This window comes from Niabella agricola (genome assembly GCF_021538615.1).
Taxonomy (GTDB): domain Bacteria; phylum Bacteroidota; class Bacteroidia; order Chitinophagales; family Chitinophagaceae; genus Niabella; species Niabella agricola.
In genome coordinates this window covers 42,057-63,193 of sequence record NZ_JAJHIZ010000003.1, presented here as the reverse complement: position 1 = coordinate 63,193, position 21,137 = coordinate 42,057, and the positions used below count along the sequence as shown (strand labels likewise).

The 21,137-nt window shown below is 48.7% G+C and carries 20 protein-coding genes; 14 read left to right on the top strand and 6 right to left on the bottom strand.

Annotated features, from left to right (window positions below):
• Positions 1-277: 277 nt before the first annotated feature.
• Positions 278-2,137, top strand: coding sequence for a glycoside hydrolase family 2 protein (locus tag LL912_RS05665; protein WP_235552606.1), 1,860 nt, complete (start codon positions 278-280; stop codon positions 2,135-2,137).
• 31 nt (positions 2,138-2,168) lie between these two features.
• Here the strand turns inward: LL912_RS05665 and LL912_RS05660 are convergent, their stop codons facing one another.
• On the bottom strand, positions 2,169-2,657 hold the full coding sequence (locus tag LL912_RS05660) for a hypothetical protein (RefSeq protein WP_235552605.1): 489 nt from the start codon (positions 2,655-2,657) through the stop codon (positions 2,169-2,171).
• Between the two features lie 304 nt (positions 2,658-2,961).
• Between LL912_RS05660 and LL912_RS26070 the strand changes: the two genes are divergently transcribed.
• The 4 genes from LL912_RS26070 to LL912_RS05640 all read left to right on the top strand — a co-directional run bounded on the left by LL912_RS26070 (position 2,962) and on the right by LL912_RS05640 (position 8,783).
• The gene (locus LL912_RS26070; RefSeq protein ID WP_235552604.1) at positions 2,962-3,822 is read left to right on the top strand and encodes an AraC family transcriptional regulator; all 861 of its coding nucleotides are present in this window, start codon (positions 2,962-2,964) and stop codon (positions 3,820-3,822) included.
• A gap of 75 nt (positions 3,823-3,897) precedes the next feature.
• Positions 3,898-5,349: an alpha-L-fucosidase gene (locus LL912_RS05650; RefSeq protein WP_235552603.1), complete on the top strand. Its 1,452-nt coding sequence runs from the start codon at positions 3,898-3,900 to the stop codon at positions 5,347-5,349.
• Between the two features lie 183 nt (positions 5,350-5,532).
• Positions 5,533-7,887 carry a PDZ domain-containing protein gene (locus tag LL912_RS05645; protein WP_235552602.1) on the top strand — a complete coding sequence of 785 codons (2,355 nt, stop codon included), beginning with the start codon at positions 5,533-5,535 and terminating at the stop codon, positions 7,885-7,887.
• A 293-nt stretch (positions 7,888-8,180) separates the two neighbouring features.
• Positions 8,181-8,783 carry a magnesium transporter CorA family protein gene (locus LL912_RS05640; protein ID WP_235552601.1) on the top strand — a complete coding sequence of 201 codons (603 nt, stop codon included), beginning with the start codon at positions 8,181-8,183 and terminating at the stop codon, positions 8,781-8,783.
• A gap of 147 nt (positions 8,784-8,930) precedes the next feature.
• On the opposite strand, the gene LL912_RS05635 is transcribed toward LL912_RS05640, so the two are convergent.
• On the bottom strand, positions 8,931-9,506 hold the full coding sequence (locus tag LL912_RS05635; protein ID WP_235552600.1) for a TVP38/TMEM64 family protein: 576 nt from the start codon (positions 9,504-9,506) through the stop codon (positions 8,931-8,933).
• Positions 9,490-10,029: a class I SAM-dependent methyltransferase gene (locus tag LL912_RS05630; RefSeq protein ID WP_235552599.1), complete on the bottom strand. Its 540-nt coding sequence runs from the start codon at positions 10,027-10,029 to the stop codon at positions 9,490-9,492. The genes LL912_RS05635 and LL912_RS05630 overlap by 17 nt, the downstream gene beginning before the upstream one ends.
• 216 nt (positions 10,030-10,245) lie before the next feature.
• Between LL912_RS05630 and LL912_RS05625 the strand changes: the two genes are divergently transcribed.
• Together LL912_RS05625 and LL912_RS05620 are read left to right on the top strand one after the other, a co-directional pair.
• Entirely contained in the window at positions 10,246-11,373 is a 1,128-nt protein-coding gene (locus tag LL912_RS05625) for a sensor histidine kinase (RefSeq protein ID WP_235552598.1), read from the top strand.
• Positions 11,348-12,061 (top strand): LytR/AlgR family response regulator transcription factor, encoded by a 714-nt coding sequence (locus LL912_RS05620; protein WP_235552597.1) that lies wholly within the window; start codon positions 11,348-11,350, stop codon positions 12,059-12,061. The genes LL912_RS05625 and LL912_RS05620 overlap by 26 nt, the downstream gene beginning before the upstream one ends.
• A gap of 9 nt (positions 12,062-12,070) precedes the next feature.
• Here LL912_RS05620 and LL912_RS05615 read toward each other — a convergent pair whose 3' ends face one another.
• A complete protein-coding gene (locus LL912_RS05615; protein WP_235552596.1) occupies positions 12,071-12,307 on the bottom strand; it encodes a hypothetical protein in 237 nt (78 codons plus the stop codon).
• A gap of 133 nt (positions 12,308-12,440) precedes the next feature.
• Between LL912_RS05615 and LL912_RS05610 the strand changes: the two genes are divergently transcribed.
• The gene (locus tag LL912_RS05610) at positions 12,441-12,848 is read left to right on the top strand and encodes a helix-turn-helix domain-containing protein (RefSeq protein ID WP_235552595.1); all 408 of its coding nucleotides are present in this window, start codon (positions 12,441-12,443) and stop codon (positions 12,846-12,848) included.
• A 60-nt stretch (positions 12,849-12,908) separates the two neighbouring features.
• Positions 12,909-13,664, top strand: coding sequence for an SDR family oxidoreductase (locus LL912_RS05605; protein ID WP_235552594.1), 756 nt, complete (start codon positions 12,909-12,911; stop codon positions 13,662-13,664).
• A gap of 102 nt (positions 13,665-13,766) precedes the next feature.
• Here LL912_RS05605 and LL912_RS05600 read toward each other — a convergent pair whose 3' ends face one another.
• Positions 13,767-14,570 (bottom strand): DNA alkylation repair protein, encoded by an 804-nt coding sequence (locus LL912_RS05600; protein WP_235552593.1) that lies wholly within the window; start codon positions 14,568-14,570, stop codon positions 13,767-13,769.
• 287 nt (positions 14,571-14,857) lie between these two features.
• Here LL912_RS05600 and LL912_RS05595 point away from each other — a divergent pair, with 287 nt between their 5' ends.
• From LL912_RS05595 to rmuC, 3 genes are all read left to right on the top strand, one after another.
• A complete protein-coding gene (locus LL912_RS05595; protein ID WP_235552592.1) occupies positions 14,858-15,205 on the top strand; it encodes a hypothetical protein in 348 nt (115 codons plus the stop codon).
• Positions 15,206-15,244: 39 nt separating this feature from the next.
• Positions 15,245-16,246 (top strand): bestrophin family protein, encoded by a 1,002-nt coding sequence (locus LL912_RS05590; protein ID WP_235552591.1) that lies wholly within the window; start codon positions 15,245-15,247, stop codon positions 16,244-16,246.
• Positions 16,247-16,350: 104 nt separating this feature from the next.
• Entirely contained in the window at positions 16,351-17,859 is a 1,509-nt protein-coding gene (gene rmuC, locus LL912_RS05585; RefSeq protein ID WP_235552590.1) for a DNA recombination protein RmuC, read from the top strand.
• 1,035 nt (positions 17,860-18,894) lie between these two features.
• Here rmuC and LL912_RS05580 read toward each other — a convergent pair.
• A complete protein-coding gene (locus tag LL912_RS05580) occupies positions 18,895-19,740 on the bottom strand; it encodes a universal stress protein (protein ID WP_235552589.1) in 846 nt (281 codons plus the stop codon).
• A gap of 35 nt (positions 19,741-19,775) precedes the next feature.
• Here LL912_RS05580 and LL912_RS05575 point away from each other — a divergent pair, with 35 nt between their 5' ends.
• Together LL912_RS05575 and LL912_RS26065 are read left to right on the top strand one after the other, a co-directional pair.
• The gene (locus tag LL912_RS05575; protein ID WP_235552588.1) at positions 19,776-20,057 is read left to right on the top strand and encodes a hypothetical protein; all 282 of its coding nucleotides are present in this window, start codon (positions 19,776-19,778) and stop codon (positions 20,055-20,057) included.
• Entirely contained in the window at positions 20,032-21,057 is a 1,026-nt protein-coding gene (locus LL912_RS26065; protein WP_319941327.1) for a dipeptide epimerase, read from the top strand. The genes LL912_RS05575 and LL912_RS26065 overlap by 26 nt, the downstream gene beginning before the upstream one ends.
• Positions 21,058-21,137: the final 80 nt, after the last annotated feature.

Here is a 21,137-nt window from a genome sequence, read left to right as displayed (position 1 = left end):
TGTGTGGAATATTTGGGACACCCGCTGTAGCAGATGGTGCTTTGAAGCCCGGAAAAATCGTCGGCTCATAGCGAACCTTCCCGCCAGTTTTTGCTATTTGTTATTTGAAATTTGTCATTTGCTATTTAAAAACGCCGCTCCCCAAAAATGTTATCACACAATTCAGGCTGACCGGTGTTTTTTAATCCCGGAGTTGTATTTTTGAAGGAATTGATTGCCGAATACGATAGCCGTATTACCTGCATTAACGATTATTTTAAACAACTACAATCAACAAGTGAAAAAGAAAATTTTCTACCTGCTACTTGCCGCTGTGATGGGAACCAGTGGCCTGAACGCCCAATGGAAACCTGTTAGCGGAAAAATTACAACATCCTGGGCCGAAAAGGTAAATGCCGCAAACCCATTGCCAGAATATCCGCGTCCCCAGTTGGTTCGCAATCACAACTGGAAAAATTTAAACGGGCTGTGGCAGTATGCTGTAATTCCCAGAAGCGGGAGCAACGTCATTCCAACGCAGTTCCAGGGCAATATCCTGGTACCTTATGCCATTGAATCGGCGCTGAGCGGCGTTGGGCGAACCGTAGGTAAGGACAGTGTACTATGGTACAACCGGGTGATAGAAGTACCGGCTTCCATGCGTAAAGGAAAACTGATGTTACATTTTGGCGCCGTTGACTGGGCGGCACAGGTCTATGTAAACGGGATCAGGGTAGGGGAGCATGAAGGCGGATACGACCCTTTTTCAATCGACATCACTGCGGCGGTTAAAAAGGGCGCCCGTCAGTCGGTTGCAGTACGGGTATGGGATCCCACGGATGATGGCCCTCAGCCCGCCGGGAAGCAGGTGAAAAATCCGCACGGTATCTGGTATACACCGGTTACCGGTATCTGGCAAACCGTATGGCTCGAAAATGTACCGGAAACCTATATTGTTGCTACCCGGCAAATACCGGATATTGATCAGCAGCAACTGCAGGTTTCGGTGAAGACTGCCGGTCTTCAGCCCGGTGATGAGGTTTCTGTATCGGCCTGGGACGGCACAAAACCGGTGGCAAGCCAAACTTCGGCTGACGGGGGGAATATGGTGCTGCGAATTCCTGATCCCAAACTATGGTCGCCTCAAACGCCTTTTTTGTATGACCTGAAAGTGGCTATAAAACGGAAAGGGAAAACCATCGATGAAGCCGGTTCCTATTTTGGAATGCGTAAGATATCCATGACCAAAGATGCAAACGGTATTCAGCGGATGATGCTCAACAACCAGTTCCTGTTTCAGTACGGGCCACTGGACCAGGGATGGTGGCCGGATGGTTTGTACACAGCGCCAACAGATGAGGCATTAAAATTTGATGTGGAACAAACAAAAGCGCTGGGTTTTAACATGATCCGCAAACATATAAAGGTAGAGCCGGCGCGCTGGTATCAATACTGCGACCAGCTGGGGGTATTGGTTTGGCAGGATATGCCCAGCGGCGACAGGGGCGGAAATGTATGGGATCAGTACCCGGGATTCATTTCAGGTCTTCCGCTGGATAAAGCGCGCACGCCCGAGTCGGAAGCCATTCATAAAAAAGAATGGAAAGCCATTATGGATCATTTGTACAACTACCCCAGTATTGTTTGCTGGGTGCCGTTTAACGAAGCCTGGGGACAGTTTAAAACAAAGGAAATTGTTGACTGGACCGTAGCCTACGATCCTTCCAGACTGGTAAATGCTGCAAGCGGAGGAAACTATATTAAGGGACTGCCCGGTCATATTATGGACCTGCATCGCTACCCCGCACCGATGATGCCAGACCCGGAGATCTATGGAGATAAGCAGATCCTTGTGCTGGGTGAATTTGGCGGACTGGGTTTGCCGGTGGAAGGACATACCTGGGTGTCGAGTGGCAATTGGGGCTATCAGAGTTTTAAAAATCAGACCGAACTTTATAATAAGTACGAAGAATTCATTAACCGGATGCCGGACCTTATCAAAAGAGGCCTTTCCGCAGCTGTTTATACACAAACCACCGATGTGGAAGTTGAAACAAACGGATTGTATACCTATGACCGGAAGGTGCTGAAATTTCCTAAAGAAAAAATGTTCGGCCTGCATCAGCAGCTATACAATAAGGGACTGGTATCCCCATAATCTCAGGCTTAAAATAACAATAGGCGAACGGTTATTTCTTTATAACAGGAATAACCGTTTGTTTATATTTTTTATCGATAACCAGTAATAAAAAAGGACGGGTGCTAAACGATTGTTTTGCACCCTTGGTTAGGTCGTATGACAGCGCCAGGTAGCCGCCGTCTTTCCGAAGCGAAAGGTTTTCATACGAAACCGCATTGTCCGATACAGAATCAATCACAGCAATCACGTCCTGCTTTGTAAAATCGATCGGGGTGGGCTGTCCGTCGCGCCCCATTGTAGCCGCCGTTCCAAAAATCGAATCAAAGCGAGCCTTGGTGGTAATCCGGGAATCCTCCAGTTGACCTTCCCTGAAATCATTGCGTACGAAATAATGCGTCGCCCTGGTAAATGGAATTGCCGCTCCGTCTGGAAGCTCGTTATTTTCTGCGCCCGTCTCTGTTTGGGCCGGTCTCCTGCTGTTGCAGGCACCAAAGATGAACAAGGCTGTTATAACAACAGGGAGAAGGATTTTTTTCATATTACATTCATTTTGAAAACCGGATGATTTCAGGCTGAAAGATAAGCAACCGTTACGGATGCACCGGCTTTCTGCTTTTTTATTTGGATAGCTCTATTTTTGGGGTAATGCATTTGATGAATGAGGGTAAAATAGTTTATATACCGGATAAGAAAAAGTATGGCGGGACCGTGTTGAAGGCCTACTTTTGAGAAACGAATTTTGTAAAAATGGGTGAGTAAGGGATGGCGGATCCGATGCCGGTACAACGGTTGCAGCCAGGTTGCCATTCCGGATATTTTGCAGTTGATTATTTATTGGAAACGTGAAGCCACAGTTTGTTGATATCATATTTTCAAAAGCCGGGAAGATCCAGGTAAAAAAAACAGTCAAATCGAGGTTTGACGGTCCGTTTCATTTTCATCATTTATGCGAACTGGTATGGGTGGAGGAAGGATTCGGCACGCGGATCATAGGCGATTCGGTTTCCAATTTCAAAAAAAACGACCTGGTGCTGATGGCACCCAACCTGCCGCATATCTGGAGAAGCGATGCGGAACTGGATTTTGTAAAGTCCACCACTATTTATTTTGATCCGGATTTTCTTTCCCATTTAACAGACGAAACGGCCACGCTCGACCGGTTCAGGCAAATGATCCAGAAATCGCGGAGAGGCATGCTTTTTCACGGTGAAACCCGTAAAAAGGCTGTGAAATTGCTGTCAAAAATCACGGAAGCAGAAGGCATTGAAAAGATCATCAGTTTCCTGAGGGTAATCGATCTGCTTACCGCTTCGGCAGAGTTCAGTGCCCTGGCCACCGTTTTGTATAATAACCGCTACGATGAAAAGGATGCGGGGCGCATTTTTACGGTGTACCAGCACCTGTTAAAGAACTTTAAGAGGGATATTTCGCTCAAGGAAGTTGCGGATCTCTGTCATATGACCACCAATTCATTCTGTCGTTTTTTTAAAAGCCGCACCAATAAACCCTTTACCCGCTTCCTGAATGAACTGCGGATCGGTTATGCCTGTGAACTGTTACAGGATGAAACACATTCGATTTCCGCCATCTGCTACGAATGCGGGTATAATACAACGGCGAATTTTCATAAATTTTTTAAACAGATTCAGCATACAACGCCTGCCGGTTACCGTAAATGGATACAGGAGGGACAAACCGTTTGAGGGCCGTGATAAAAATGTTCAGGCGGAAAAAAACATTTATAGAAACCTTCATAAACATAAAAATTCAAAACGAACGTGAAAAAAAAGTATCTGCTCTTTTGCCTGATTCTGGCAAGCTACACGATTGCTGCCCAGACATATCAACCAAACTGGGCTTCGCTCAATACCCGCAAGATACCCGAGTGGTTCGGGCAAGACAAATTCGGCATTTTTATTCACTGGGGCCTGTATGCCGTGCCGTCCTATGCGCCGGTCATCCCCAATAGCGGGGAAAGCTATGCCGAATGGTATTGGTACCGGCTGGCTGAAAAGAACAAGAACTTCATGCCCTTTCATACTAAAAATTATGGGGCAGATTTTGACTACCCCCGTTTTGAACCGATGTTTAAAGCGGAACTGTTTAACCCTGTGCAATGGGCCGATGTTTTCAAAGCATCGGGTGCCCGTTATGTGGTGCTTACTTCAAAACATCATGAAGGATACTGCCTTTGGAACAGCGCGGAGGCCGACCGCAGCTGGGGCCGTTCCTGGAACGCCGTAACCGGAACGCCTCGTCGCGACCTGCTGGGAGATCTGACCAGCGCGGTAAAAGGTGCCGGGTTAAAAATGGGCTACTATTATTCGCTGTACGAATGGTATAACCCGCTTTGGCAAAAGGATCGCAAGCGATATGTAACTGAGCATATGCTGCCACAGTTAAAAGATCTTGTAAATAAATACCAGCCATCGCTCATTTTTGCCGATGGCGAATGGGACCTGCCGGATACGGCCTGGCATAGTCCGGAGCTCCTGGCCTGGTTGTTTAACGAGTCTCCGGTTGCAAAAGATGTTGTGGTAAACGACCGCTGGGGCAGCAATACCCGCGAGCGGAATACCGGGGCTACCTATACTACTTCCGAATATGGCGGCGGTATGGATGCCAGTCGGGTATGGGAAGAAAGCCAGGGCATCGGGCATTCCTATGGCTATAACCGGAACGAAAAATTAACTGATTATAAAACGGAACGCGAGCTGATCCTGATGCTGGTTGACATCGTTTCCAGGGGCGGAAACCTGTTGCTGGATATCGGGCCAACAGCAGACGGCCGGATACCTGTGATTATGCAGCAGCGGCTGACCGCTATGGGCAACTGGTTAAAGGTAAACGGCGATGCGATCTATGGCACGCAGGCGTATAGCCGGCCGGTGCAATGGAGCGCCGGAATCATTCCCGGTAAAAGCGGTAAAAGCTATATGGCGGGTTATAGTGCAGCAGCACTGGTAGCACCCAAAAAAGATACAGCACATATTGAATTATTCTTTACCCGTAAGGGCCGCGACCTGTACTGCATGCTGCCCGATTACCAGCCCAGGTTACGGATCAAAGACCTGAATGTACCGGCAAATACGACAGCCGTAGTGCTGGCCAATAATAAGGAAGTTAAGGTAAAGAATGCTGGTAAAGACTGCTGGATCGATCTTTCCGGGTTTAAGCCGGGAGAACTGCCTGGAGAATTACTGGTAATAAAATTAAAGAACGTATTGTAACCGGCATCCATAAAATCACCGGATGATCAATCTGCCAACAGGACTCCGGGTTGAATTCGGATCAATGGAACACACATGCTTTCATTGCTGAATAATGAATGCTTAAACAAGGCTTCTGGGCTGTACGCATTCAAAAGAAAGATTCATTTCTAAAACCAATAGCAGGTAACAACAGGGAACCATATGCATAGAAAAAGAACTGCAGTCCTTTTACTGCTCATACTGCAGGGGCTGCTGCAGACCGCGTTTGCCCAAACAAAGATCTTTGTAGCTACTACCGGGAACGACCGGAATGCTGGTACGCTGCATGCCCCGCTCAGGAGCCTTGAAAAAGCCCTGTCCGTTGCGGCTGCGGGAAAAGATGCCATCACCATTTTCCTCCGGGAAGGTGTTTATTACCTGGATAAAACCGTTACCATTGACGCCGCTACATTTGAGGCGGCTTCGCTTACCATTACCGGCTATCACAACGAGCCGGTAACCATCAGTGCTGGAAAGCCTTTGCAGCTTCGCTGGGAAGCCTGTGGCAATGGGATCTATAAGGCCACCGTGCCTGGCGGTACTGTATTTGAACAACTCTATGTCAATAACCGCTTGCAGGTATTGGCGCGTTATCCCAATTACGACAGCGCTGCCCGGGTGTTTCAGGGTACCAGTGCCGATGCGATCAGTATGGAAAAGATCCGGCAGTGGAAGAATCCTGTTGGCGGATATGTACATGCCCTGCATGCGCATGAATGGGGTGGCTTCCATTACCGGATCAGCGGGGTAAAGCAGGACGGCAGCCTGGAGTTGGAAGGCGGATGGCAGAACAACCGTCCGGCCTCCATGCATCCGCAGTACCGGTTTGTAGAAAATATTGTTGAAGAGCTGGATGCGCCCGGGGAATGGTTCCTGGATCGTTCAAAAAATGAATTGTATTACTATCCGCCCAAAGACCTTCGGTTACAGGCGGCCGCCGTCGTAGTGGCTGCCTTAAAGAACAGCATCGTATTAAAAGGCACGCGTGAAGAGCCCCTGCGCCGGGTACGCCTGGAAGGCTTGGATTTTTTACACAATGAACGTAGTTTTATGGAAACCCGTGAACCCCTGGTGCGCAGCGACTGGACGATCTACCGGGGGGGAGCGGTGTTGATGGAGGGCACCGAAGACTGTATTATCAAAAACTGCAATTTTACGGGGCTTGGTGGCAATGCGATCATGGTCAGCAATTATAATAAAAGGGATACCATCAGCGGCTGTCATATTTCATGGATCGGTGCCAATGCTGTTAGCTTTATCGGGGATGCCAAAGCCCTGCGCTCGCCTTCGTTCCGGTATGAGGATTATGTACCCTATGATCAGCTGGATCAAAGGCCCGGACCACTTACCGGGAATTATCCGCAGCAATGTGTGGTATCGGATAACCTGTTGCACGACCTGGGGCGGATTGAAAAACAGGCAACCGGTGTACAAATAGAAATGGCGGCTGCCATCACGGTACGTTATAACAGCATTTACAATACGCCCCGCGCCGGCCTTAATATCGGCGACGGTGCATTTGGCGGGCACCTGCTGGAGCACAATGATGTATTCAATACCGTACTGGAAACGGGCGATCACGGGGCCTTTAATTCATGGGGCAGAGACCGGTACTGGGCCGCAAACCGCCGCTACATGGACAGCATTGTAGCGCTGCATCCGGAGCTGATCCTGCTGGATGCCCGTGCGCAGACTGTTATTCGGAACAACCGGTTCCGCTGTGATCATGGCTGGGATATCGACCTCGATGACGGGTCTTCCAATTATCATATTTACAACAATGTTTGTCTGAACGGTGGAATCAAATTAAGAGAAGGCTTTTACCGGATTGTGGAAAACAACATCATGGTGAATAATTCCTTTCATCCGCATGTATGGTTTCGGAACAGCGGGGATGTATTCCGGCGTAATATTGTAATGAAGAAGTACTTCCCTATACAGATCAAATACTGGGGACTTGCTGTTGATTCCAACCTGTTTCCTGATGCAACAGCCCTGGAGCTGGCGCAACGCAACGGCACCGATAAGCACAGCCTTTTTGGAGATCCCCTGTTCCGGAATGCCGCGCAGGGCAACTATACGGTTGCCCCGGGATCGCCGGCATTGAAGACCGGCTTTGCCAATTTTCCCATGAAGTTTGGTGTACAGCGTCCCGCCTTGAAAAGGATCGCACAGCAACCTTCCTTTCCTGAAATAAACACCGGGGATGCAGGTACGGCTATGGCAATAGCCGATTTCCTGGGCGGTAAGATCAAGTCCGTTGAAGGTCTGGGCGACCGCTCGGCCTATGGGTTACCTGATGAATCCGGAGTGGTGGTGATGGCTGTTGGAGATAAAAGCCTGCTGGCCCGGTCCGGCCTGCAGGAAAAAGATGTGATCCGCAGTGCAGACGGAAAGTCCGTAAAGAACCTGAAAGATCTTTTGGACGCATACAGCTCCGGTAACTGGAAGGGGCATCTTCCGGTTACCATTATCCGCAATCAGCAACTGATGCACCTGGAGCTAAAAACCCGGTAATATCAGCAGGTAGGCAGCGGGGGGCGGTCCGGAATCGTTTATGATCATTTTGTTTATAAAACGGGTAAGCCAATTGAATGCTGACCCCGGGATTCTTTTTTACTTTACATTATTAAAACAAGCAATTCGTTATCAAGCCCGGCTCCGGCTTTTTCTAAAGTCAGTTCCGGGTTTTTTTGTGTTTGGATACCTGTTGTTGGCCGCAACAGGCAGTTGCTTTTAACAAAATTTGGTTGTTTTTGGATTAAAAAAAATGTATATTTATTGTATTGTTTAACCTAAAATGAAATGTTATGGCCATTGATGAAATACCGCGGCTGTTAACCGTCGCCCAATGCGATGCAGCCCTCCAAAAGCTATCTGCAGTAACCCGGAAACTTACGGCTAAGCAACACCGGCTCGAAGACCGGGTAGAAGCCCATCGGCAAGTGATTTCCAAAACGAGGGATGAAATCGGTAAACTGCAATGGGAGTTATCCCGGCTGCACACAGCATTAACAAGTATGACAGACGGACGCCGTGCTCGGGAATGCCGCTGCCGTATCACTCTGGCAACCGGTCGCATTCAGCAGTTGGAGCTGCGCCTGGAAGATCGGCTGCCGGCACTGGCGATGATACAATTTGATCTGGGTGAAGTCCTCCACGCGCTGGAACAGGCTGCGCAATACCGGTTGGCCTATGAAGCAAACCGTTCCGAATTGCTGCAGGAGGCAGCTACCCTCCGGCCGGAGACAGCTGTTCAACCGGAGTCAGCAGCCGTAATACCGCTGATTCCTGCCCCCCGGCCGGCAGCGGATCAAAAACCAGCGGCCCCCCAACCGGTTGCCCGGCTCTTTCAGAAACAAAAAGGGAGGCGGTGGATGAAAGCAAGGCCGGTGGCGAAGCGGGCGGTGTGAGCGGCTGTATGACCGCACGCAATGACGCAAAAGAGCAGGGGGCAGCAGTTTTATATGGCTGCGATTACCGGCATGGGTTCCTTGTGTCATAAGCGGGCCGGTTCTTCTTTCAATTTCTTTGGGTTTCCACATACGGGGCACCGGTGCTCAGGAAAAGATCAGCCTCCCGTTCATAATATAAAGCGCACAAATCACCGCTTCGCCCAGCAACAGTGGCAGTATAAAATGCCAGAACCGGATGCGCAACAATCCCGCTGCATAACAAACCAGGTCTGTAGGCGTAAACGGCATAAAGGCCCAACCCAGGATCAGCCAAAATCCCTGCTTATGCTGCAAGCCCTGCTGAATGCGCTGTAGTTTGGGTGCCTCCTGTAAACCGGAAAAACGCAGGTAACCCGCTGCATAGTAAATAAAGGCGGCGACTACCCAAATGCTCAGCATAAATACGCCAAACAACATCAGGGGACTATCTTTGAAGATAAGGATGCCCGCGAAAAGAAATGGGGTGGAGGGCAGCAGAAATATTCCTCTCAGGATACAGAGCCCAAAATACAACAGCCAGGCCTGCTGCCGGTGTTGAAACAGGTATGCAGCGATGGCTTCCTGTGTAAAATATTGCCGGTTGCACAGGTAAAAAAGCACGCCGCCGGTAATCAATAGCACCCACAGGATGCGAAGCCATTTCCGGATCTTTCGTTCCGGTACTTTATTGTTTCTGCGCATAGTAAATAAAAGCCGGGGGAATATTAATGGGCTCAAAGCCCAGCTGCATCAGTGGAAAATTGCGCCGCAGCAGCGCTCTGTCATTCAGCGAATATTGAAACTGGATATAGAACCCCCCGGGCTTTAATATAGATTTTACAGCGCCGAGAATCTGCTCTTTTGTCCGGATATTCAGGTTGGCAAGCGGCAGGCCGGAAATGACATAATCAGCGCTGCCATTACAAACATACCGTTGCATCCGGCATACATCATCATTGACGGCCACAAATTGCTGGCATTGTAAGGTGCTCAATTTATAAAAAAGCTGCGGGTTAATTTCGAATGATGTAAGCCGGGAGCCCGCATGCATCTGATTCAGCAAATGACGGGTAATGCTTCCCGTGCCGGCTCCCAGCTCCACTATTTGCATGGGCTGGCCGAAGTCAACGAACCGGGTCATACGACCCGCCAGCCGGGAAGAACTTTCTACAAAGGATCCTGTTTGCGCGAGGTTTTCATATGCGGCTCTTAAAAAAGTAAACATAATTGTATTTTTCTGTAAAGTAGAATGGATAATAGCGGGTAGAAAAATGAAATCGACCGGTGAACAACAAATGGCTGCCAGCTTCGGATTACAGCAGACCAACGGAATATGACCTTTTTACAACGATTTGTTCCGGCCTGCAGCCCGTTTGTTGCCGGTGAAGCCCAGTTGGTCGATAAAATTTGACCGCTACGCTTTAATCGCGAATTTTACCGGATGAAAGCCGGTCCATTACAGCAACAGCATTTAAAAACAACAAGGCGGGTATTACGGCATATGCTTTTCTGGATGGCCTTTTACCTGCTGCAGTTTTATTACGGACTGGTTTCGGTGCCAGGCCTTAAGATCGCACCGGCCATGTTTTTAAATCCGTTACGCCTCATAGCTGGCGCTGCCCTGGTTTTTTACCCGTTGATGTACTGGATCATTCCTCGTTTCTTTGCCCGAAAAAAATACCGGCAGGGTATCTTCTGGTCCTTGCTATTGTTCGGAGTATTTGTTTTTATGGATGCATACTGGGAGATCCGCATTCTGAATGTATGTTCCGCCTGCTGGGAGCAACTGCGCATAAAACAACCGGATTATTACAATTATCTGCACCGGGGGCTGTTGGGTATCGCTCTTACGCGGCTGATCAGTCTGGGGTTCCTCTATCAGCTAATGGTGCAGCTTGCCATACCCATCGGCATAAAAATAGCTATGGCCTATTTTCAGCAACGGTTAACCACCGTTAAACTGGAAAAGGAAAACAAAGAACTGGAGTTGCATTTTCTCCGCTCCCAGATCGCTCCGCACTTTCTTTTCAATACGCTTAACAATATCTATGGCCTGATCCTGCATGACGACCGCAAACGGTCGGCCGCTACAGTGGCACAGCTGGCCAGTTTCCTGCGTTACTCGCTTTATCCGGATACGGATGACCATACGCTCGGCAGGGAGATCCGGATGCTGCAGGATTATATGGAGCTGGAAAAAATAAGGCTGAATCATGCATTGGTGAATTTTACGTTTGAAGCCGATGATCCTTCCCTGTTCTTTCCGCCGCTGTTGCTGATGCCCGTTCTGGAAAATGCGTTCAAGTTTTGTCCGGACAGTCCCGAAGCCGATAGCTGGATCTGGATGCAACTGGTTCTGCGCAAGGGTTATCTCTATATCTCTGTAGCCAACACAGTGGGGAGCAAACCCCATCCGGAAAGTGGCGGTATCGGACATGATAATATACGCAGGCGGTTGCAGTATTATTACGGAGGGAACCATACATTTGTGATCCATAACGAAAAAAATATTTACACTGTGGTGATCGAAATTCAAAATGCCTATGATTCATTGTATCGTAGTAGATGATGAGCCCCTGGCAAGAAATATCCTGGCGCAGCACCTGAGCCGGTTGCCCAACTGGAAAATGCAGCGGGAATGCATCAACGCAGCAGAAGCATGGCAGGCCATACAGGAACTTGAGATCCAGGTCATGTTCCTCGATATCCAGATGCCCGGCATCAGCGGCCTGGAATTATTGCGTTCCCTCAAATGTCCGCCGGTAGTGATTCTTACAACCGCTTACTCCCATTATGCCGTGGAAGGATTCGACCTTAAGGTGGCCGACTACCTGCTGAAACCGATCACCTTTGAACGCTTTACACAGGCAATCGTAAAGGCACAGGAAGTGTTAGCGAGCCCGGTAGTTACGATTCAGGAACAGGCATCGGGTGCGGTACCCCTGGTATCGGATCACTTATTCCTGAAAATTGACAACCGGCATATCCGGCTGAACTTTGAGGAACTGCTTTATTTTGAAGCGCAGCGCGACTTCACAAAGATCTTTCTGCAGGATAAAACCCTGTTGGCCGGCCTTCATTTAAAACTGCTCGAAAACATGTTGCCGGAGTCTTTATTTGCCCGCGTACACCGTTCCTATATCATCAATAAACGAAAGATCTCCGGGATTGAAGGCAACCGGATTCTTATCGGAAAAAGGGAGGTTCCGATCGGCACGCATTATAAAGACACTTTTTTTCGTTGGATGGGGCTCTGATATTCCTGTTTATTGCTGTTTCAGCGAATCCACGATATGACTGACCAGGCGGTCCCGCTGCTCCTTATTCAGCCCGGCACTGGGGAAGCGCTGATCGTAATTCACTACATTGTGCCAGCCTTTTCGGATATAAACCCGGATACGGAGCTCACCGTCTTGATCATTTACAGAAATACGGGTGTTGTTGCTGCCTCCGCAGGAAAGCGTGGCAACAAGCAGCAACATTAAAATGAACTTTATACGCATGGACCTGTTTTTAAAAGCAATATAAAACAAGCAACCCGGTATTGTATAAAAATGGGTTCAAACAGTATAAAAATGGGATAAACCTGCTGCAGGCATACTAAAATCTGTAATGAAACGTTTTTAATGCAGTTTGATGAATACCGATATGGATAAAAAAGACGAGGCCGTTAAACGCGGCGACGAAATTACCGACCGCTATCTGCAGTTCCTGGATCAGCACCTGGACGATATCGTGAGCGGGCATGCTACAGAAATGATGCAACTGGCCGAAATTGCCCCGCGGCTTTTTATTTCGCATCAGCACCTTACCGATACGGTTCAGAAGACCACCGGTCATCATCCCTGCTATTTTTACGATCTGAAAATTATAGACCGTGCCCGGCAGATGCTCCGGGATACGGACTGGCCGGTTGCTGCCATCGCGCTGAAGCTGACCTATGATCCCTCCAATTTCTCCAAATTCTTCCGGAAATTTACCGGGATGACTCCTGGTGCCTACCGGGCGCAGGATCCCATGAAAAAACCGAAAAGTTCACCATAATACATCGGGCCGCCTGGCTGATCTTTGGTTGTTGAATAATTTTTAATAAAAAACAACCGTATGACACAAAAAGATCTAAAAGGAAAAGTGGTATTGATCGCCGGGGGCGGCAAGAACCTGGGCGGATTGCTGAGCCGTGACTTTGCAGCCCAGGGAGCAAAGCTGGCCATCCATTATAACAGTGAAGCATCAAAAGCCGATAGTGAAGAAACGCTGGCCGCAGTACAGGCAGCGGGAGCCGAAGCGTTTCTGTTTCAGGCGGACCTGACAAAAGTGGAAAATATTACCCGGCTTTTCGACGAAGCGATTGCGCGCTTCGGCGGCATCGATATCGCCATCAACACTGTAGGCATGGTATTGAAAAAGCCCTTTGTGGATACCACGGAGGCGGAGTATGACACCATGTTTAACATCAACTCCAAAGTGGCCTACTTCTTCATCCAGGAAGCGGGGAAAAAGCTGAATGATCATGGGAAGATCTGTACCATTGTTACCTCGTTACTCGCAGCCTATACCGGGTTGTATTCCACTTATGCAGGCGCTAAGGCGCCGGTAGAGCATTTTACCCGTATGGCCTCAAAAGAGTTCGGCGGACGGGGGATTTCGGTTACCGCTGTTGCACCGGGGCCGATGGATACGCCTTTCTTCTATGGCCAGGAAACACCAGATGCCGTAGCCTATCATAAATCGGCTTCTGCCCTGGGAGGGTTAACAGATATCAAAGACATTGCACCGCTGGTGGAATTCCTTGTAACCGAAGGCTGGTGGATCACCGGGCAAACCATTTTTGCAAACGGGGGATATACAACGCGATAGCAGGGAGTATTTACCTTTGGAAAGGAGCAGGCCGCAACAGGAGACATCATATAGGGCCTGCTCCTTTATTTTATGCGACCCCGGGATTTTCGATTCCTCTTTTTACACAATATTGCGCAGTGCTTTCTTTGTTATATAGGTTGTTGCCTTTGTGGGGCTGATTGTATTCCACCGGTTGCAGAGATCGGTTACAAAACCAGGTTGTGTTTTGCCTGCATCGTTCAGCCAGTTGCCCACACTGTCCTGCACATATCGCGAGCAGTCGGCCATTAATGGTTCAAGGATGGGCAAACCCTGTTGGGGCATCTGCTTCAATGTTGTGATATGCGCGCACCACACACCGCGCGGGCGTGTTGCTTCGCTTGCAAAGCGCCGGACATTCGCATCGTTGTCCCGTACCCATTCCGAAAGGATCTTTATACTTTCCTTCAGGTTGTTTGTGATGCCGGGCCTTACCGCCATCCATGCAATTTCGCGTACTCCAAAATGCCCGTCGGCCGCAAAGGGCCGTATCTGGTGTAACAGCTGACCGGTATCCGGGCCGGGGTCGTTGCCGATCATATAGGCCGCCCAGCAACGCACCATATCCGCAGGATGGGCACTTAACAATTGCCGGAGTTCATGGTCCTTGTTTTTAATGATAAGTGTTAGAAGCCCGGAGCCGATGGTTTCGTTGATGGTATTGACGGTCTGTCTTTTTAGCTGCCCGATAGCGTTCATCACCGGCTGGATGTAGTTTGCACGGTCCAGTTGTTGCAGCAGATTCCGGAACAATAGTTTTTGATCAACAGCCAGCCATTCTGTAAGATTAACGGTAGCGATTTTCCCGGTATTAAGTTGCTCCAGGATCGAAGGGGGAATATCTTTTACTGACCGGGCGCCGGTACGTTTTTTGATTTCGTTCATCAAGCAGGTTTGCTGTTTAAACCAAAGGAGACCTTTAAAAGCGGAAGATATGATCTTTTGCGGGTAAACGAAAAAAGATACGATAAAACGGACGATGAATTTATTGAATCGCCTCCACGGGGAGCCGGTGCCGGGCCGGTCTGCATCAATGTAAGCGTTGGTGCGAACCAGTAAAACAAACCGGCGGGGTGAAGATGCCGGGACGTAATATTGAATACACGGGGTTTTAAAACTATTATTGTAATTTAGACAAGGATGGTCTTTGGCCATGCATTCAATAACAGATTATGACACTAAAAATTATTAACACGATCCTGATACTAACTGCCGTATTCATGGGGCTAAAGCAGGGCTATGCCATGTTTTCCGGTAAGCCGGAAATGCTCGAACTGTTTGGTAAAGGAGGCTTAGGCCCAACAGGGGTAAAGATCAATGGCTGTATCACTATATTTGCAGCCCTGCTGATACTTTTTCCAAAAACATTTATCTGGGGCAATTTTCTGATGGCCGCAGGCATATTGCTTGTAGCCTGCATACAGCTGACCACTCATAACATCAGGGGAGCGCTGATTGAAATGCCCTTCCTGCTGCTGAACCTGATTATCATCTGGCTGCGTCATCCATTGAAATCTTAACGCCATAAAGTAAAAATCAATACAAGTAAAACCCAAAAGATGCATACGGGAACACATTATAAGTTGAGCGAATTTATTCCCTGGACCTGGTCAAAGATCGGTTTTATGCTGCTGGTCAGCAGCATTCCTACGGCGATCTATTACGGCACCGGTTGGAAATGGCTGGCCGTGCCCTGGGTACCGGTAGCCCTTGTGGGTACGGCGGCTGCCTTTGTGGCCGGGTTTCGTAATACCCAAACCTATAACCGCCTTTGGGAGGCAAGGCAGATATGGGGTGCGATCATTAACTGCAGCCGGACCTGGGGCATCATGGTAATGGACTTTGTAAGAACAGAGGATACGACAGAGATGGGCCTGCGAAAAACACTGCTGTACCGGCATTTTGCCTGGCTGGCCGCACTGCGCTTCCAGCTGCGGGAGACGCGTGGCTGGGAGCATATAAAAACCAAAAGCTATAACCGGCGTTATTTAAAGCACTACCAGGTACCGGAATGGGACACCCAACTGAAGGAGCTGCTACAGCCTTATTTAAGCGAATCAGAATGCAACGCCATTTTAAAAAAGAAGAATCGTGCCACGCAGCTGATCGCCGCTCAGTCGGCACAGTTAAGGCAGTTGAATGAAGCAGGAAGCATCAGCGATCTGAATTATGTGGAGATGGAGCGGCTGTTGAAAGATCTTTATGACCAGCAGGGCAAATGCGAGCGGATCAAAAATTTTCCCTACCCCCGGCAGTTTGCCAGTATCAACCTGTATTTTGTATACCTGCTCACCTTATTGCTGCCCCTGGGGTTTATCAGCGAATTTTCAAAACTGGGGCCAGGTTTTGTGTGGCTGGCCATTCCTTTCAGTGTATTGGTGGGCTGGATCTTCCTGGTGCTGGAACAGGTAGGGGAGAGCACAGAGAACCCATTCGAGGGTGGTGCAAATGATATCCCGATGACCTCTATGAGCCGCACCATCGAGATAGATCTCCGGGAGATGCTGGGAGAAGAAAACCTGCCGGAACCGATCGTTCCTGTGAATAACATACTCATGTAAACCGGAAGGCAAATTTGCTTTTTGATGCCGGAATCTCAAAAAAAAGCTGAACTTTTGCAGTTGAATTTATAGGACGGGCTTTATTTAACAGAACGGATCTGACTATGGAAAGTTTATACCTACTTCTTGGAATCATCATCGGTGCCGGCGCCGGCTATCTGCTGGCCCGGAAATTATTGACGGCGGCTTTTATACCGCGGTCGGTTGCCGACGAATTACAAAAAAAAATCAGTGCGCTGGAGCAGTCTAACGCAGCCCGTCTTTCGCGGGAAGAAATACAGCAACAATATATTTCCCGCGAAACCGGGGAACTGCTGCAGGAAAATATACGTATTCTGCAGGAAGCCTTAAAGGATGAAAAGTGGGCGGTATTACAGCAGCAAAAAGAGATCCTGGATCTGACCAGGGCTTCCGAACAAAAATTTTCAAAAGCAGCAGTGGAGGAGCGCGACCAAAAAATCCTGCAGTTGAACAACGAGCTGGCGGGCGCCAGGGAAAAGGAGGCGGCGCTCAGGGAAAAGATGGACCTATTTGCCGCGGAACTGGAAAAACTGCACCAGCTTTCAAAAGAGCAGTTTAAAACACTGGCAACCGATGTGCTGGAAGAAAAAAAGAGAACATTTACAGAGGCCAATAAAAAAGAGCTGAGCGCCATCCTGGAGCCGCTAAAGGCAAACCTGGACCAGTTTCGCGAAAAAGTGGAAGCTACCCGGAAGGAAGATATCCAGGAGTTCACCTCATTGAAAAAAGAGATCGAACTGCTGCAGAAATTAAACCTGCAACTGGGAGATGAAGCCCGAAGTTTAGCCACCGCGCTGAAGGCAGAAGTGAAAATGCAGGGCAACTGGGGAGAAGACCGGTTGAATATGATCCTGGAAACGGAGGGCCTTCAAAAGTATATTGATTATACCAGGGAGGAAGTATACCGGGATGGTGCCGACGAACAGATCCGGCGACCGGATTTTGTTCTCCGGCTTCCCAACAGCAAACACATTGTTATTGACAGTAAAGTTTCCCTCACGGCGTATGTAAACTATTTCAATGCAGGTGATCTGCCTGCCAAGCAGGAATACCTCCGGCAACATACCCGCAGTATTACCGAACACATCGAACGGCTTGCAGATAAAAATTACCAGTCGCTGGCAGGATTGAATACACCGGATTATGTATTCCTTTTTATGCCGGTTGAATCGGCGCTGACCCTGGCGCTGAATCAGAATCCCGAACTTTTCAACCAGGCATTAAAAAGAAAAGTGGTCCTCATTACGCCAACCACACTGGTGGCAACCCTGAAAGTCGTTCGGTTGCTATGGCAGAAGGAAAACCAGGTAAAGAATGTGGAGGAGATCTTCCGCCAATGCGGGGAGCTGTATAATAAGTTTGTGCTTTTCCTGGACGAAATGGACCGTGTGGAGCACGCGCTTTCACTGGCCTCTAAAGCGCACCGGGATGCCATGAATCATTTAAGCGCCGGCACCAAAAAAGGGCATACCATTATCGGCCGATTTGAGCGGATCAAAAGCCTCGAAGCCAAAACCAGTAAACAGATCCCGGAAAAATACCTGGCGGAACTGGAAGTGCTGCCGGATGACGAGGCGCCTGCAGAAATTTAGAATAACCTATAAAGAATATTAAATGTAAGAGGATCGAGAATTTGATTTGAAAATGTGGAAATGTGAAAATAAAGATCCCGTTCCTGCTCTATGGCCTTTCCTCCGGTCGGTATCTGAAGATAATTAGGAAAAGGCGAATAGTAAGCAGGAAGAAGTGAAGCACATCAAGCATAAAAACGTACACTACCTAACATCCAGCGTCTAATATCTAACGTCTTGCATGAAGCCTAAAAGTAGATCCAACCGCCGCGGCGGGCACGCCTGAAACTTTAAACAGTCAATAGTGAACAGTGAATGGATCATCGAGTGTAGAAAGATCCAACTTTGAACGTTAACCTTTTAAAAATACACCTGGCATAAAACGGGATAAATCTGCTAGTTGGACTTCAATTTTGCGACAGGGGTTATTTGTCGCTGTGGCCCTGTAAGGGCTTTATATGGGTAACACAGAATAGGAGCGGAATAAAGCCCCGTAGTGGGCGACCTGTTTTCCCGTAACCCGCAGGCAATCGGGAATAGCGTGTAGGAAGAAGTGAAGCACATCAAGCATAAAAACGTACACGATCTAACATCCAGCGTCTAATATCTAACGTCTTACATGAAGCCTAAAAGTAGATCCAACCTGCCGCGGCGGGCACGCCTGAAACTTTAAACAGTCAATAGTGAACAGTGAATGGATCATCGAGTGTAGAAAGATCCAACTTTGAACGTTAACCTTTTAAAAATACACCTGGCATAAAACGGGATAAATCTGCTAGTGGACTTCAATTTTGCGACAGGGTTATTTGTCGCTGTGGCCCTGTAAGGGCTTTATATGGGTAACACAGAATAGGGGCGGAATAAAGCCCCGTAGTGGGCGACCTGTTTCCCCGTAACCCGCAGGCAATCGGGAATAGTGGGTAGGAAGAAGTGAAGTACATCAAGTTTAAAAACGTACACGATCTAACATCCAGCGTCTAATATCTGACGTCTTACATGAAGCCTAAAAGTAGATCCAACCTGCCGCGGCGGGCACGCCTGAAACCTGAAACAAACCTATTCCATATGTAACACCAACACCGGTACTTCACTGCGCCAGGCCAGGTTTTTTGTTACGCTTTTGTGAAACAGACCGGAAAGAAAACTCCGCATTTTATGGATGGAGATGATCAGCGATGCATGGTCTTTTTTTGCAAAATCATTCACAACTGTAGGCAGATCTTCCTCGTTGTTGGCTACATGCAGCCGGAAATGATAGTTTTGCAATTCGAGCTGCAGTTCACGGGCCAGCTGGTTTTCTTTTTCGTTCAGTTCATTTTTGAGGCAACGGTGCACCGCCGTTACCCGGGCATTTAACCGGTTCAGGAATGTATGCAGCCTTGTACGGACGGATTTGCTGAGCGGAGCTCTGAAGTCGGAGGCCAGTACAATGTTATCCGGAATGGTAATAGGGGCATATTGAGGTACCAGTAATACCGGATAGCGGATCTTGTCTACACCCCGCTGCACATTATCACCCACTAATAAGGTCTCCCATTCATCCTTAGGCTTAAACCCCATAATCACAAGATCGATATCCTCATCTGCACAAACCTGGTTCACGGCCTGGGCCAGGGCATCATTTACCACCATCGTGTTAAGCGTAGCCGGGTGCTTCAGCTGATTCCGGACCCGTTCTTTAAGCAGCTGCAACTCTTCCTGCCTCCCGGCCTCCAATGCATCCGCCTCCTGCATACTCAAAGCAAGAGAGCCGGCCTCTCCTGAGTCGTAAATGGGTACGCTCTCGTAGGTATTCAGTATAAAAAAATGGGTTGCGTTTAACCGGTTGACCAGGTTGCAGGCATAATCTACTGCATGGCCGGCTGCGTCAGAAAAATCGGTAACAACCAATAGCTTTTTCATAATCCGCCGTTTTTGCTCCCTTAAATTTACGAAAAATGCAGCGGTTTTCCTTTGATTCAGCTGATTTCTTTCAGGCTGTAAAATTTGGATCCGCCGGCCTGGGTACCGCTTCGTTTTCCTGTGGCGCTGCTGCGCAGATCGTAATGCCCGAACCGCTCCGCAGCATTCCCGCCGGGGAAACAGCGCTTCTTAAGGAGGAGGCCGCCGATACGTTCATCGCAAGCAGCAGCGATTCCCTTCCTTTGTCTTACATTTGCCAAAACCCGGCCGGGGGATACCGGTTAAAGAAAGGTGAAGTGTCAATATTATCCGTTTAATTTAAAATTCAGACATCCCTTTACCATATCCAAAGGGACAAAAACGCACCAGCCCACATTGATCGTTGAACTGGAGCATTTCGGCATCAGGGGATATGGTGAAGCCCCGGCCATTACCTATTATCACATTACGGTAGAGGATATGATCCGGGATCTGGAGGCAAAAAAAGCGATGATCGAGCGGTTTGCATTTACAGAACCGGACCGGTACTGGCATTTTCTGCATCACCTGTTGCCCAATAACCCCTTTCTTGTTTGTGCACTGGATATGGCCGCCTGGGATATATGGGCACGCATGAGCGGGAAACCATTATACCAGCTTCTGAAAGGCGACCCGGCCGATAGCCCGTTAACGGATTTTACCATCGGGATTGATACGGTTGATAAAATGGTGGCAAAGCTTAAAGAACGTCCATGGCCGGTATACAAGGTAAAAGTGGGTACTGCAGACGACCTGGCCATTGTAAGGGCCTTACGTGCAGCAACAGATGTGCCGTTGCGCGTGGATGCAAACGCAGGCTGGGACCTGGATACAGCATTAAAACTGATCCCCGAACTGGAAGCGCTGGGCGTGGAGTATGTAGAACAACCCCTGGCCAAGGATAATTGGAAGGGAATGAAAGTATTGTATGAAAAATCTTTGCTGCCCCTGTATGCAGATGAGTCCTGCGTTTTCGAACAGGATGTGGAAAAATGTGTGGGGCATTTTCATGGCATCAATATAAAGCTCACCAAATGCAGTGGCATTACCCCGGCCCTGCGCATGATTCAGCAGGCCCGTAAGCAGGGGTTAAAGATCATGATGGGCTGTATGAATGAAAGCACGGTAGGTTCAGCCGCCATCGCGCACCTGGCCCCCTTTATTGATCATGTGGATGTAGACGGGCCCCTGCTGCTGGAAGAGGATGTTGCAACCGGGTTGGGATTCGATTACGGAAAACTCATTTATAGCAACGAACCCGGACTGGGGATAGCCTATAAGGGATTGTTTGAAAAGTAAGGTACACTGCACAGGGCTGGAGGGTCATGTCTCCGGAACGAATCTGAAATCTGAAGTCTCAAATCTCAAATCTCAAATCT

What these genes read in the sequence shown, in the direction of transcription:
- LL912_RS05660 (WP_235552605.1), bottom strand. Translation starts at nt 2,657, where the DNA reads ATGAAAAAAATCCTTCTCCCTGTTGTTATAACAGCCTTGTTCATCTTT.
- LL912_RS05645 (WP_235552602.1), top strand. Translation starts at nt 5,533, where the DNA reads ATGCATAGAAAAAGAACTGCAGTCCTTTTACTGCTCATACTGCAGGGG.
- LL912_RS05640 (WP_235552601.1), top strand. Translation starts at nt 8,181, where the DNA reads ATGGCCATTGATGAAATACCGCGGCTGTTAACCGTCGCCCAATGCGAT.
- LL912_RS05635 (WP_235552600.1), bottom strand. Translation starts at nt 9,506, where the DNA reads ATGCGCAGAAACAATAAAGTACCGGAACGAAAGATCCGGAAATGGCTT.
- LL912_RS05630 (WP_235552599.1), bottom strand. Translation starts at nt 10,029, where the DNA reads ATGTTTACTTTTTTAAGAGCCGCATATGAAAACCTCGCGCAAACAGGA.
- LL912_RS05625 (WP_235552598.1), top strand. Translation starts at nt 10,246, where the DNA reads ATGAAAGCCGGTCCATTACAGCAACAGCATTTAAAAACAACAAGGCGG.
- LL912_RS05620 (WP_235552597.1), top strand. Translation starts at nt 11,348, where the DNA reads ATGATTCATTGTATCGTAGTAGATGATGAGCCCCTGGCAAGAAATATC.
- LL912_RS05615 (WP_235552596.1), bottom strand. Translation starts at nt 12,307, where the DNA reads ATGCGTATAAAGTTCATTTTAATGTTGCTGCTTGTTGCCACGCTTTCC.
- LL912_RS05610 (WP_235552595.1), top strand. Translation starts at nt 12,441, where the DNA reads ATGAATACCGATATGGATAAAAAAGACGAGGCCGTTAAACGCGGCGAC.
- LL912_RS05605 (WP_235552594.1), top strand. Translation starts at nt 12,909, where the DNA reads ATGACACAAAAAGATCTAAAAGGAAAAGTGGTATTGATCGCCGGGGGC.
- LL912_RS05600 (WP_235552593.1), bottom strand. Translation starts at nt 14,570, where the DNA reads ATGAACGAAATCAAAAAACGTACCGGCGCCCGGTCAGTAAAAGATATT.
- LL912_RS05595 (WP_235552592.1), top strand. Translation starts at nt 14,858, where the DNA reads ATGACACTAAAAATTATTAACACGATCCTGATACTAACTGCCGTATTC.
- LL912_RS05590 (WP_235552591.1), top strand. Translation starts at nt 15,245, where the DNA reads ATGCATACGGGAACACATTATAAGTTGAGCGAATTTATTCCCTGGACC.
- rmuC (WP_235552590.1), top strand. Translation starts at nt 16,351, where the DNA reads ATGGAAAGTTTATACCTACTTCTTGGAATCATCATCGGTGCCGGCGCC.
- LL912_RS05580 (WP_235552589.1), bottom strand. Translation starts at nt 19,740, where the DNA reads ATGAAAAAGCTATTGGTTGTTACCGATTTTTCTGACGCAGCCGGCCAT.
- LL912_RS05575 (WP_235552588.1), top strand. Translation starts at nt 19,776, where the DNA reads ATGCAGCGGTTTTCCTTTGATTCAGCTGATTTCTTTCAGGCTGTAAAA.